The organism is Flavobacterium sp. GL_143, assembly GCF_057834355.1.
The window spans coordinates 3,947,575-3,961,531 of the sequence record NZ_CM174401.1 but is presented as its reverse complement, the minus strand read 5'-3'; the positions used below and the strand labels follow the sequence as shown (position 1 = coordinate 3,961,531).

The following is a 13,957-nucleotide window of genomic DNA, read 5'->3' as shown; positions in this document are numbered from 1 at the left end:
ATAATGTAATTTCTAGGTTAATTTATAGATAATTTGATATCATAAACGAATAAAATAGTACAACTACATAATTCAATATAAAAATATCTTTGGTTTCATACTAACAAATTCCTAAGATTATGAAAACAAAATTATTTTTATTTATGGCGTTCATTTTCGTTTTAAAGATAAGTGCTCAAGGATTACCTTGTCGGACTAGCGAAGAAAACGAAAAAATCTACAAACAAAATCCCCATGCATTAAAAGAAAAACTAGACTTTGATGCATTCAGCAAAAAATTCAGTGCTGAAAGAAAATCTAAAACATCCAAAAAAGTAGAAACGTCCTATGTTATACCAGTAGTGTTTCATATTTACGGTGATGTTCAAAGCGGGAAAACCGTTACTTACCAAAAAATCGTAAACCACCTAAAAGAACTAAATGATGATTTTAATGGTCGTAATGCAGATTACGCAACTGTAGATCCTTTTTTTCAGGCAAGAAGAGGTACATTAAAAATTGAATTTAAACTTGCTAAAATCGACCCAAATGGAGGTTGCTCTTCTGGAGTTGTATTTCACCCTGCAAAAAATGGTTATGGTAATGGTGGCGGATACGATGACCAAATCGCTGCTGATGCATGGGATAATAAAAAGTATATGAATGTTTATATTCAGAACGATTTATATGCCGATGGAACACTTAACAACTCAGGAGTTGCCTGGTACCCAAGTACAGGTATGACTGCTAGTAATACAGCGAGAGTTGTATTTAACGGTGCTTATTTGTTTGACAACTCTTATAGTAAAGAATTTTCGGCTACATTAACACATGAGTTTGGTCATTTCCTAAATTTAATACACACTTTTGAAGGTGGTTGCACAGGTACTGATGAAGTAGACGACACTCCTCTTGAAGATGGTAAACATACGTTGTCATGTACACAAGGAACAAATTGTAATGGCGACAGAGTAAACAATGAAAACTACATGGGTTACAATGGCGCTCAAGGTTGTTACAAAATGTATACTCAAGGACAAATAGACAGAATGCTTGCTGCCTTAGAACATCCTGCAAGAAAAACACTTTGGCAAGAAAGTAACTTAATTGCTACGGGAGTAAATACAACAGGAGGATTATTAGCTTCAAGCACAAATTTCTTTAAAGAAGCAGTTGTTAATGATGGCTCGTTTGATACTGCTGCAACAATTACCCTTACAGGAACAGAGACATTTGCTCTAGCTTCTGGAACACTAACTTCTGGAACACATTTTACCCATACTTTTCCAGCAGGAATTACTCCAGTAATCACAGTTAATTCTAATTCTCAATTAACAGTTACTTTAACGGGAAAAGCAACAAGCCATTTAAAATCTAATAGTGCCAAAGGAACAATTACATTGTTACCAGCAGCTTTCTCAGGCGGAGCTTCGACTATGACTTGTACAGCTTTATACTATGATCTTAAATTTGCAGATCCATACGGAATTTACTTTGTAGATATGCCAGATGCAACTGCAAATGCGGCGCTTACATGGAAAGCATTTGATATCGAAAAAGGAGATGATCCATCTTTTGGAGCTTGGAGATATGCAGCCAATGCATTAAAAATTGAAACCTATGCTAAAAAACTAGTATGTGAAACAGGAACCAGAAACATTTCATTACTTCCTGCAAATACACAAATAAGTGCTGCTAGTAATTTTAAAGCTCCGGGAGCATATCCTGATCAATTAGATTTACGCACTACAACATACAAAAACTGGGATGGTAAAACAGGATATGTAGGTTTTGACTTTCTGCTTGAGGGCGCAACTTGTTACGGATGGTTCAAAGTTACTGTAGATGCAGACGGAAACGGATATACAATATCTGAATATGCATATAACACACAACCAGGTTCGCCTATAACTACAGGAGTAACTGCAAAAGTTGGGGTAACATTATCACCAAGCACATTATACGAATCTGATAATAATGATGGTGCAGTTCCTATAAATGCAGTAATTACATTATCTACTAATAATGGAACTTTTACCAAAAGTTCAGGAGCATTAACAGTAGGTACCGATTATACAATTACAGGCGTTCCTGCAGGATTAACTGCAACTTTAACATTAGAAAATAACTCTAAAGCTGTACTTGCTTTAACAGGAAAAGCAACTTCTCACTTACCTAACAATAATTCTTCAGTAGTAGTTACATTTAAGGATGCAGCAATAACTGGCGGAATTACAACACTAGATAATGCATCTAAAACAATAAAAGTAGAATTTGAAGCTCCTTTTGGAATCTATTATGTAGACAATCCTGACTATGTAGCTTCACCAGCAGCAAACTGGCAATGGTTTAGCTTAATTATCGGTGATAATACCGAATATGGGGCATGGCAATTTGCAGCAAATGCATTAAAAATCGAAACTTATGGTAAAAGATTAGTTTGCGAACCAGGAACAAGAAATATCACTAAAGTTCCTGCAGGTGGCACTATAGGAGCATCAAGTAATTTTACAGCTCCGGGAGCATATCCTAATCAATTAGATTTACGTACGGCAGCATACAAAGCTTGGGATAACGAAACTGGTTATGTAGGTTTTGAGTACACTAATAGAGGAAGAATATGTTACGGATGGATGAAAGTAAAAGTAACTGCAAGCGGAGATGGATATACCGTTACTAATTTTGCTTACAATACCAGACCAAACGAATCTATAACAACCCCAATTATCAATGCGCCTAGCAATTTGGCAGGAACAGTAAATGTAACAGCACTTTCGGTTGCATTAACATGGGTAGATAACTCAGATAATGAAACAGGATTCACATTAGAAAGAGCTGAAGGAACTGGTGCATATAGCGTTATTAAAACTTTTGCTCCAAACATAACTTCTTATACAGATACAGGATTAACAAAAGGAAACGCTTATTCTTATAGAATAAAAGCAAATATGAATGCTACAAATTCCGATTACTCGAATGTTGCAACAGTAACAATCGAAGATTCTAATCCAAACCCAACATTGGCTAAACCAATAATTAATGAAGGAGATACAGGAATTTATGCTACAGGTTTTTATGTAACATGGGGATTAATCAATGGTGCAATTAGTTATGACATTCAGGTATATAATGAAACTGACGGATGGGTTGACCAAGGAACATCAACTGCTCATTTCTTATATATTAATAAAAAAGGAACACAAACAAGTTATAGAGTAAGAATGAGAGCTGTAAATGCAACAGGTACAAGTGACTGGAGTACTCCTAGAGACTTTACACTTCCTGGAGCTTTAGTAGCGCCATCTAATCTGGTTGCAACAGCAAATGCAACTACTCTTGAAGTTGATTTAACATGGGATGATAATGCAGATATCGAAACTGGATACTCTATAGAAAGAGCTTTAGGAAACGGAGCATATAGCGTAATTGCAACTCTTAGTGCCGACGAAACTTCATATACAGATACAGGATTAACTGCAGGAAGTACTTACTCTTATAAAGTAAGAGCTAGCGAGAATACTACTTACTCAACTTATTCAAATATTGCAACAGTAACTATGGATGATGCAAACCCAGCGCTACCAATTCCTGTATTTTACGATCCATCTAATGGAACTTACCCTTACGGATTTTACGCTACATGGGCATTAATTAATGGTGCTACTAGTTATGAAATTCAATTATATAATGCAGTAACTGGATGGGCAGATTTTGCAACATCTACTACTTATAATCAATATATTGAGAAACAAGGAGAAGAGAGAAATTACAAAATAAGAATAAGAGCTGTATACGCAAATGGAGCAAGTGACTGGAGCGCTCCTATGGACGTTACCCTTCCTCCTACGCTTGGAATTAATGAATTTGAAAACGATAAATCATTTACAATTTCTCCTAATCCAGCTTCAGATGTTGTAAACTTCTCACTTAAGAATATAGAATCAACTAATCTGGTAATTACAATTTACAACAACAATGGAGCGCTTATAGATACAGTTCGTAATACAACTACTTATCATGTGAACCATTTACCAACAGGTATATATTATGTAGTAATTACAGATGGTACACTTAAGCAAAGTAAAAAACTGGTAATAAAATAAACGATTCCTAATTTTTATAATAATACTCATAAACCTAAACCGCCTAAAAGAATATCTTTTGGCGGTTTTTCTTTTTATAACTTTGCGTGATTAATTTGAGAAATGATTATGAGAAAACAATATAACTTACGCCCAAGCAAAGATGGTTTAAGAGCTTGGGATGTACATCGATTAATAGAACTATCTAAAAACTTCCCTGTTAAACGTGTTTTATTGAGCGAAATTAGTGAAGTAAATGAAACATACTGGTTTCAAGATCCAAGCCAATTACCTACTTGTACAGCTATTCTGGAGCATATAAAACTCATGGAAGAAGCTAGTTTAGACTACCCAATTATTTTATGTGCCAATGGACGCTTGATGGATGGAATGCATCGCGTAATGAAAGCACTACAACAAGGTCATACCGACATTAAAGTAGTACAGTTTGAAACCACACCCGAACCCGACTTTATAGGTATTCCGGCAGACGAATTGCCATATTAAAAATTTAAAACCTTTGTTCTTTTACTTATTTAATCATTAACAATAAAAGCTAAAAAAGGAGCTATTTCCTGCTATACACTCTATCTTTTATGGCTCCCGAAGCCTCGGGACCGCCACAAAAGGATGCCGTTCCTATCAGGGCTAAAAGAATAAAAAACATCAAAATAATTTATTGGTCTCAGATATAGTTTAAAACTATCCACTTTAGTGCATTTCGCTTTAGCTTCTAAAAAATATTTTAGCCACAAATTGCACAAATTTTCACAAATTAATTAGCGCTAATTTGTGTAATTTGCGGTTAATAAATAAGTATTGTAGCCTAGCAGACTTTCAAATCTATGAACTTTTAGTCCATAGTGGTTTAATTAAATAAAAAACAGACAACAACTCTTTTTTATAGATAATTTCGTAAACAAACTAAAAAAATATTCTAATATGAAATACATATTGACCTTATTAATCACGCTGCTTTCATATAATATGCATTCACAAAATATTATTGGCGAATATTGGCGTATTAGCGAAATTATTGGACAAGACACAAATTACACTCAAGAATATGTTTTACAAAAAATGGATAAAGATGATAAACCTTATTCAATGTATGGAAATAGAATATTCTTTGATAAGAACAACACATTTAAATGTAGTTATTCTGCTACGTGCGGAAATGATTGTTTTCCATCGTCAGTAGGTGCATACAAACTCATAGACAACAAACATATCGAGATAGATATAAATGAATTTTCGCAAACAGGAGATTGTGAGCAAAAAAAGATTGCACTAAATCTTAAACTAAGATATTATATATCGCAGAAGACAGATAAAATAATTAAACTCATTAAGAGCGATGGAAACATTTTTCAGGATAATCTAAACGAAAAATACTCTTTAATGGTTGATAATTATAGAGAAGAAGTGAAAAACGGAAGCTTCGATTTGCTTAATTTTAAAACAAACCAAAAAGACAATTTCCTACGAGTAAATGCATATATAAAGAATAAAACTAAAATTAAAAACTATAAAATTCTCTATACCCAAAAATTAGATGGCACTTTTCTAATAAATTTAGTTCAAAATGAAGACGCAGAGAATGATTATTTTTATATCATAAATGCTTTTGTAGACAATTTCGAATACAACGTTGGATATTATAAACTCAAAAAGAAGTAAAAACTACTTCTTTTTGAGTTTAAAATCCTAACAGGTTTCAAAAACCTGTTAGGTATTAAATTGTGCTAAACAATCTCTAAAAGATCAAGAAAAGACCTTACAGGATAACATATTTAACTTTTAAATCTGCATCATCTGCGAAACTTTAAACTTTAAACTTTAAACTTTAAACTTTAAACAAGTTTAATATCCAAAAGGATTATCTACACTATCCATTGGCTCAGTAAACCACTTAGGACCATTTGCAGTCATATAAAAATGATCTTCATGGCGAATACCAAATTTCCCAGGAATACAAATCATTGGCTCATTACTTACAACCATTCCTTCTTCAAGTTCTATTTCGCTTCCTCTTACCAAATAAGGATATTCGTGAATGTCCAAACCAGTCCCATGTCCTACTCGATGAGGTAATCCCGGTAAATTATAATCAGAACTTAATCCCGCTTCCGCTAAAATTTTTCTGGCAGCATCATCTACAGAACCGCAAGTAGCACCTATTTTGGCAGCTACAAAAGCAGCATGTTGAGTTGCCTTTTCCAGATTCCAAATAGTTTTATATTCCTCAGATGCTGTTCCATAAGCATAAGATCTTGTAATATCCGAAATGTATCCTTCTAATTTACAACCTGTATCGATAATAACTGCTCCATTATCTTTTAAATCCTGAGGAACAGATACGCCGTGAGGATATTGTGTATCATCAGCAAACAAAACAATACAAAAATACGATCCCGAAGGTATACCCGCTTTTATATGCGCTGCATTAATAAAACTAGTAACCTCATTAGCGCTAATTCCTGGGCGTAATATCTTGGCAGCTGCACGTTGCACAACCATTGTAATATCTTTGGCTCTTTGGATAATAGCAATTTCATTTGCCGATTTTTGCATTCTGCAACCCGAAGTAATTGGCAAAGCATTTATAATCGTATAAGATTGATTCGTTTTAGTAACACCATCAACCAAGAAATATGGAGCCGACTCATCTAAAGCAATAGTTTCGCCAACTATGTTTTTATTCTTTAATAATTCGCCCATTAAAGCATACGGAGATTCATGCTCTTCCCAACAGTTGATTTTTCCGTTTATTTCCATATACTTTTTAAAAGTACCTTCTTCAAACTTAGGAACAATATAATCTAGTGTTCCATCATCGTATAGTAAAGCACCAACCATTCTTTCAGATGGATTCCATTTTGTACCAGTAAAATAATAAAGGTTCGTTCCAGCGTTAACATAAGTCGCCTTTACCTTTACCTCTTTCATAATAGCAACTGCTTTTTTAATCCTGCCTAAATATTCCTCTGACTGAATTGGCTTTACATCCAAAGTCATATTTTCAATTTTTTCTAACTCAATAGCTGCGTTCGAGCCTCCTATTCCAATTGCCATTTATTATATTTTTAAGTTATTTTATTTATCTAAAACCGTTAAGGTATATTATTTATATGTATCGCAAAAATTAACCACAAGGTTGACACAAAGTTCGTAAAGTTTTTAAAATCTTTCTAATCATCAAGGAAATTTAACCGCAAAGTCTTAAATCCTTTTAATCTGTGGCAAAAAAAATTAACCGCAAAGCTCGCAAAGTTTATCCTCAATATTGTCTTTCTGAGGAACGAAGAATCTCCACAAAAAACTCCACAATCTTTGCGGAGCTACTCACGGAGACCCTTCCTGCGTCAGGGTGACAAGATTGTGGCAATTCGTAGCAGAAAAAAATAACCGCAAAGTTTTTAAAATCCTTTTAATCTCTTTAATCTGTGGCGAAAATTAGCCGCAATCTTTATCGAGCTACTCACGGAGACCCTTCCTGCGTCAGGGTGACAAGATTGCGCTTATTTGCACACATTCTCAGAACCTTAGTGTCTTAGCGCCTCAGAACCTTTACCCCTCTGAACCTTTGCCCCTCTGAACCTACCTCAAAATAAATCCATTTTTCATAGGATCTTTTGGATCTATAACAAAAGTATTAATACCAGTTACAAAAGCAGTTCCTTGTACTTGCGGAATCACTGCCTGAAACGGACCAAAATCTTTTTCCTCAACAAGCGAACCTTTAAAAGTGCTTCCTGTTATACTTTCTATCGTAATAGATTCATTCGGTTTTATGGCATTTCTAGCATTCTCGATAGCAATTCTGCCCGAAACACCCGATCCTGTTGGAGAACGATCTACTTCGCCATCGGCAAAAACACAAACATTCCTGCTATGATTAGCAATATCCTGTGGTTCATCTATAAAAATTGTTCCATAAAGAAAACTCAAATCATCTTCAAAAGGATGCAAAACTTCTTTATCCTGATTCATTACCGCATGTTTTATATCCATTCCGCTCTGAATAATGGTACGATAATCTTCTTCGGTTAAACCAAAATTCAAATGCGTATTTTTTCTCAAATCTACATAAGCATAAAATGCACCTCCATAAGCCAAATCATAAACAACATTTCCTATCCCGGCAACATCAACAATACGATCCAATCCCACAACAAAACTAGGCACACAATGAAAACGTACTCCAGTAACTTCTCCGTTTTTAATCGTAACATAAGAGCGTATTCTACCACAAGGAGCGTCTATTTTTAATTCATTTTCGCCTTCTATTACTGTAATCCAGTTCATTTTTGCGGCAAGCGTACTTATCGCAATAATAGCATGACCACACATACTACTGTATCCCTCGTTATGCATAAACAAAATTCCAAAATCGGCATCGTCATCATTTGGCGGAAGCAAAATACAACCATACATATCAGCATGACCACGAGGTTCAAACATTAATGAAGTTCTTAAATAATCGTAATTTTCTTTAATATCTCTACGATATTCCAATACACTATTTCCTTTAAGCTCAGGAAAACCCGAAACGATAACACGCAATGGTTCCCCGCCAGTATGCATATCAATCGTTTTTATTTGTAACGCATTCGATGCAATTTTATATTCTGTATTACTACAAATATTACTATATGTTTTAGACATTTATCTCTGATTTTAAATTAAACTCTTTATAAAAATAAGCTGCAGCAACAAGGTCTTCTAAAGCATGACCAACCGACTTAAAGAAAGTGATTTCAGTATCAGATATTCTACCTTGTTTTTTATTGCTACATAATTCAAATAAATCTGCTTTAATAGATTCTCTTGTAATAATTCCATTGGTTAACGGAATTAAAATATCGCCGCTTTCCTTTAACCCACCCTGATAAGTATCAAGAAACACACTCGATTTTAAGATTGCTTCATCATCGGCTTCGCGCATATCCTTTTTATATGCACCAACCAGATCCAGATGTTGCCCTGCTTTAAGCCATTTACCAAACACAAGCGGAATAGGCGATAATGTTGCCGAAGAAATTATATCAACTTGCGATATCACTTCTTCGATTGTAGAAACTGCTGTACAAGTAAACGGAAAACCTTTTAAAGCGTCACAAACCATTTGTGCTTTTTCTATTGTTCTTCCCCACACATATACTTGTGTTATAGGGCGAACACTGGCATGAGCCTGAATTAAATTAATTGCCAAAGCACCAGTTCCTATCATAAGCATAGACGAGGCATCCTTGCGAGAAAGATAACTACTTGCCAATGCCGATGTTGCTGCTGTTCTTTTACCTGTTAAAGATTTTGCATCCAGAATTGCTTTGATATTCCCTTTATGTCCATCTAGATAAATGTATGTTCCTTGTATAGAAGGCAAATCATACTTACCGTTATTAGGGCTTACGGTAACAATTTTTACTCCTAAATCTTTCCCTGGCTGAAATGCGGGCATTAATAATAATGTAGAATCTTTGTTTTCCTCAGGGTTAGAAAAATCATGATGGTGCCGAAGAGGTACTTCAATTTTTTCTGTCGAAAATCCATCACGAAGTCCTTCGATTAATTTTTTAAAATCACAATTTTCTTCAATAAAATTGTCTGAAATAAGTTGAATAGGTTCCATATTTAAAGTTGAAATTTCATTAAAAATAGCAGATTATTTTTTCCAAATCCAATTTTGCAAAGAACTAGTTAACATAAGGCAACTTAAGGTTAATATAGTATAAATTGATTAGTTTTGAAGACTATATTTTTATAAAAAAATCAATTTAAAAATAATGAAAAAGTTAAAACACATTTTATTACTTCTGGTTGTTTCCCTTACTTCATATTTGAGTTTTGCTCAAACAGAAACTGCCGTTAAAACCGATTTAGAGAATAAATTATCCCAATTATTTCCTGGTGTTGAAATTACCAAAATGAAAGATTTAGAAGGTTTTAAAGAATCGTATCAATTGGTACTTAATGAACCATTAGATCATAAGAATCCTAAAAAAGGAACCTTTAAACATTATATCTATTTATCGCATATAGATTTTAATAGTCCTATGGTAATCGAAACCGAAGGATATGCAGCTCGATACACAAAAACCGAATTAAGTTCTTTATTAAATGCCAATCAGGTTATTGTTGAATATCGTTTTTATGGCAAATCCAGACCAAACCCAATTCCTTGGGAATACCTGACAAATGATCAAGCCATTGCCGATTATCATAATATCGTTACTAAACTAAAACAATTGTACACAGGAAAATGGATTTCGACAGGAATTAGCAAAGGCGGAGAAACTACCTTAATTTATAAGTCTAAATACTCAAAAGATGTTGATGTTGCAGTTCCTTATGTAGCACCATTAATTAATACACAAGAAGACCCAAGAATACAACAACATCTTGCAACTGTAGGTACAGCAGAATGTCGCGAGAAAATAGTTGAATTTCAGCGTGCATTACTTCAAAACAGAACTGCACTTCTTAACGAAATAAAACTATATGCAGCAGAAAATAAAATGACTTTTACAGAAGTTTCTATGGATGAAGCATTAGAATATGCTGCTCTCGAATTTCCTTTTTCTTTCTGGCAATGGGGAGGAAAATGCGAAGACATTCCGAGTAAAACTGCATCTTCAAAAGAATTATTTGATTACATGAATAAAATCGTTGGAATTAGTTTTTACTGCGATAAAACCTTCGATGAGTTATTACCTTCTTATTACCAACACATGAGCGAATTGGGTTATTATGGTTTTGATTTTACTCCAGTAAAAGATTTACTGACTGCTGTAAAAAGCACTTCGAATTCTCGATTTGCACCTAAAGATGTCCAAATAACCTACAACCCAAAATACATCAAAAAAGTTAGAGAATACGTAGAAAATAAAGGTTCAAAAATACTTTATATCTATGGAGGTTACGATACATGGGGAGCTTGCTCGCCTACTCCAAACCCTAGCCTTGATGCGTTAAAAATGGTTAATCCGGGAGGAAGTCATGCAACAAGAATTAAAAATTTCCCAGAACAAGATCAGGAAAAAATAATGAAGACTTTAGAAAAGTGGTTAGCTAAATAGATCTATAAAAAAAGAGAAAAGCAAAATGATTTAACCGCAAAGAACACCAAGATTTACGCAAAGTTCGCAAAGCTTAATGATTAAGCTTTGCGAACTTTGCGATTTTTCCTTGCGCTCTTTGCGGTTAAATTTTATTCTTAATGTAATCTAGATTCATTTATGTACTACATTTTCTTCTGTAAATCCTTAATATCTAAAATACAAAACCAAGATTAAGACGAATATTTTGAGGTGTTCCAGTAAACAAAGATGTTGTTCCGTATGCGCCTGGAAAATATAGTTTATCGGTAATATTATTGGCAGTTACACCAACAATATAATTTTTGTATCTGTAATTTGCCGACATATCGATATAAGAAAAAGCAGGTAATAAAATAGAATCAGCGCGGTAACTACCTCCTAAAGTATTTCCTTGAAATCTAATTCCTGCACCTAATTTTAAATTCTTTAATATTGTTTCGGTAAAATTGTATTCCAACCAAACATTACCAACATATTTAGGAGCATTCAAAGGTCTGTCGCCTACATTTCCTATCGATGTTTTTCCTAGATATTTAACCTCATTATAAGAATAACTTCCCATCACTGACCAGTTTTGAGAAATAATACCTTGTACCGAAACTTCAATTCCTTTACTGTTTAAACCCGGAATTGCCATTCTTCTTTTCTTGTTTGGATCACTCGGATCAGCAACGAGTAAGTTTACATAATCTATATCATATAAAGCCAGCGTAGTACTTAGTCTATTCGAAAAAAAGTCACCTTTATAACCTATCTCATATTGTTTTCCTTTTTTTGGCGGAAATGGCCCACCAGCACCAACATTATTATTGGTTTGTGGTTCAAATGATTCTGTATAAGATGCATAAAGAGATATGTTCTTTTTAAGTTCATAAACCACACCTACTCGTGGAATCCATGCATTAGCATCCGAAGTAATTTCTACTCCCGTAGCATCAAGTTCATCTACAGGCTTTTGTTTATAACGATACTCATTATAGCGCATTGCCAAGTTTAATTTCCATTTTTCTCCTATCGAAATTTGATCCTGAATGAACCCTGCATAGTTATTCGTAACCTTAGTATTATTATCCATTCCCTCATCTCCTAGCGGTACATTTGGATCATTGATAACAATTGCATCTTGTGAATAATCTGGATTATCAATACTTAACGACGGATATACTTTGCTTATATATAGATTTTTTAAAACACGATCCTGAATAATATCTGCGCCAACTATCAGTTCATGCGATATAAATTTAGAAGTCTTAAAGCTATATTTCAAAAATGCCGTATTAGCAATCCATTGCGTATTAAATTTCCATGTAGTTCCTTCTCTCGGAATACTATCTTGTGTAGCATTTAATGGTCCAAATCCATAAACATCAAGCATATCCAAATTTCTTTTTACATATCGACTCATTAATGTAAAACTAAGCTTATCGCTAAATTTATGTTTAAAAGTTAGCGAAGCCGATGAGTTTTTATCTTTCCCAAACGAAGGATTTCCTTGCGTAGTAAAATTTGGATCAACATTATCAAAATCATAGCTTCCATCGTCTTTTTTCTTAATATATGTCCCTCTGTCATATTGAAAACGCGAATTCATAGTTAGGTACGTATAATCAAGATTTAAAGATGTTTTATCCGAGAAATCATATTGCAAAGTTGGCGTAATAAGCAAGTTTTTCATGTATTGAAAATTTCTATAACTATCGCTATTCTCTCCTCCTACAACCAATCTGTATTTTAGTTTTTTATCTTTAGTTAATGGTCCCGTAGCATCGGCAAATCCTGTAAATAAATTCCAACTTCCGGTAGTAAAATTAACCTCATATCTTGCTTTATCCAGAGGTTGTTTGGTCGTTAAACTAATAACTCCTCCTGGATTTCCTACAGAATACATTACAGAGGCAGGTCCACGTATTATTTCGACTTGATCGAGATTATATAATAACACTTTCTGGCTATAATGATATAGAGTACCTCGCATCCCATTGGTCAATAAATAAGAATCTCCATAATTATTAAAACCTCTCATAGAAAATGAGCTATAAGGCGTTGTATTAGCAACTCCTACCATATTTTTGGCAACCTCATTAAGATTTAAACTTCCTTGATCTTGCCAAATACCTTTGGAGATTACCTGTATAGATTGTGGTATATCTATAAGCTTTGTCGCAGTACGTGTTGCAATAGATGAGATTGTATCGTTGTACCGCTTTTCTTTTTTTCCGTAAATAGTAATATTATCTAGTTCTTCAGTTTTGGCGTTGTCTTTTGTAGTTTTGTGCTGTGCAAAAGCAACCTGCCCCAATATTAAAAGGGCAAAAAGTATATTTTTCATTTAGTTTTATACAAATTTTAAATAATAACAAGTATTCCATTGGCAAAAAGCCATGAAAATTCATTTCAATACCGATTGAAAATTGAAATTAGATTTTATATAAAATAAGCAGGAGGTCGAAATGTTACTATAGAAACCGAGATAGGTTTCTTTGCAAAATGAAAAAAAGAAGTTAAATGATTCTCTTTATATTTTTTATCAGAGATATCATCGCTACTAAAATTTTGAATGTAAACAAGTTCTTGCTTTTCTTTTAGATGGTTTTGCATCTCTTTTTCATTAGCATCAAGCTTTAATAAGTTTTTTTTAAGCTCACACTTTCCATTACAAGAATTGAATTCTACTTTTCTTTGTACACAAATAGTTTTGGCAATTTTATCTTGGTTAATTTTAAACATCGCATAAACCAATACATTCCCAAAAGATGGAAACATTAGTATAGATGAAAGTAATATGATAAAAAA

The 13,957-nt window shown here is 33.7% G+C and carries 9 protein-coding genes; 4 read left to right on the top strand and 5 right to left on the bottom strand.

Annotated elements, in window-relative coordinates; translation table 11 throughout:
* Window positions 1–119 precede the first annotated feature (119 nt).
* From AC3IPI_RS16935 to AC3IPI_RS16925, 3 genes are all read left to right on the top strand, one after another.
* Window positions 120–4,082 (top strand): M43 family zinc metalloprotease, encoded by a 3,963-nt coding sequence (locus tag AC3IPI_RS16935; RefSeq protein WP_489154318.1) that lies wholly within the window; start codon window positions 120–122, stop codon window positions 4,080–4,082.
* Between the two features lie 108 nt (window positions 4,083–4,190).
* The gene (locus AC3IPI_RS16930) at window positions 4,191–4,568 is read left to right on the top strand and encodes a hypothetical protein (protein ID WP_409416448.1); all 378 of its coding nucleotides are present in this window, start codon (window positions 4,191–4,193) and stop codon (window positions 4,566–4,568) included.
* A 435-nt stretch (window positions 4,569–5,003) separates the two neighbouring features.
* A complete protein-coding gene (locus tag AC3IPI_RS16925; RefSeq protein WP_131450952.1) occupies window positions 5,004–5,741 on the top strand; it encodes a hypothetical protein in 738 nt (245 codons plus the stop codon).
* A 183-nt stretch (window positions 5,742–5,924) separates the two neighbouring features.
* On the opposite strand, the gene AC3IPI_RS16920 is transcribed toward AC3IPI_RS16925, so the two are convergent.
* The 3 genes from AC3IPI_RS16920 to lhpI form a co-directional block, all read right to left on the bottom strand.
* Window positions 5,925–7,136, bottom strand: a complete 1,212-nt coding sequence (locus AC3IPI_RS16920; protein WP_489154315.1) for a M24 family metallopeptidase — start codon at window positions 7,134–7,136, stop codon at window positions 5,925–5,927.
* A gap of 525 nt (window positions 7,137–7,661) precedes the next feature.
* Window positions 7,662–8,729 (bottom strand): proline racemase family protein, encoded by a 1,068-nt coding sequence (locus AC3IPI_RS16915; protein ID WP_489154313.1) that lies wholly within the window; start codon window positions 8,727–8,729, stop codon window positions 7,662–7,664.
* The gene (lhpI, locus tag AC3IPI_RS16910) at window positions 8,722–9,696 is read right to left on the bottom strand and encodes a bifunctional Delta(1)-pyrroline-2-carboxylate/Delta(1)-piperideine-2-carboxylate reductase (RefSeq protein WP_489154311.1); all 975 of its coding nucleotides are present in this window, start codon (window positions 9,694–9,696) and stop codon (window positions 8,722–8,724) included. The genes AC3IPI_RS16915 and lhpI overlap by 8 nt, the downstream gene beginning before the upstream one ends.
* Before the next feature lie 154 nt (window positions 9,697–9,850).
* Here lhpI and AC3IPI_RS16905 point away from each other — a divergent pair, with 154 nt between their 5' ends.
* Entirely contained in the window at window positions 9,851–11,143 is a 1,293-nt protein-coding gene (locus AC3IPI_RS16905) for a S28 family serine protease (RefSeq protein ID WP_489154309.1), read from the top strand.
* A gap of 193 nt (window positions 11,144–11,336) precedes the next feature.
* Here AC3IPI_RS16905 and AC3IPI_RS16900 read toward each other — a convergent pair whose 3' ends face one another.
* Window positions 11,337–13,493, bottom strand: a complete 2,157-nt coding sequence (locus AC3IPI_RS16900; RefSeq protein ID WP_489154307.1) for a TonB-dependent siderophore receptor — start codon at window positions 13,491–13,493, stop codon at window positions 11,337–11,339.
* 95 nt (window positions 13,494–13,588) lie between these two features.
* Window positions 13,589–13,927, bottom strand: coding sequence for a hypothetical protein (locus AC3IPI_RS16895; protein WP_240474742.1), 339 nt, complete (start codon window positions 13,925–13,927; stop codon window positions 13,589–13,591).
* Window positions 13,928–13,957: the final 30 nt, after the last annotated feature.

Coding starts and splice junctions, on each gene's coding strand:
- AC3IPI_RS16905 (WP_489154309.1), top strand. CDS start 9,851: ATGAAAAAGTTAAAACACATTTTATTACTTCTGGTTGTTTCCCTTACT.
- AC3IPI_RS16895 (WP_240474742.1), bottom strand. CDS start 13,927: ATGTTTCCATCTTTTGGGAATGTATTGGTTTATGCGATGTTTAAAATT.
- lhpI (WP_489154311.1), bottom strand. CDS start 9,696: ATGGAACCTATTCAACTTATTTCAGACAATTTTATTGAAGAAAATTGT.
- AC3IPI_RS16930 (WP_409416448.1), top strand. CDS start 4,191: ATGAGAAAACAATATAACTTACGCCCAAGCAAAGATGGTTTAAGAGCT.
- AC3IPI_RS16900 (WP_489154307.1), bottom strand. CDS start 13,493: ATGAAAAATATACTTTTTGCCCTTTTAATATTGGGGCAGGTTGCTTTT.
- AC3IPI_RS16935 (WP_489154318.1), top strand. CDS start 120: ATGAAAACAAAATTATTTTTATTTATGGCGTTCATTTTCGTTTTAAAG.
- AC3IPI_RS16920 (WP_489154315.1), bottom strand. CDS start 7,136: ATGGCAATTGGAATAGGAGGCTCGAACGCAGCTATTGAGTTAGAAAAA.
- AC3IPI_RS16925 (WP_131450952.1), top strand. CDS start 5,004: ATGAAATACATATTGACCTTATTAATCACGCTGCTTTCATATAATATG.
- AC3IPI_RS16915 (WP_489154313.1), bottom strand. CDS start 8,729: ATGTCTAAAACATATAGTAATATTTGTAGTAATACAGAATATAAAATT.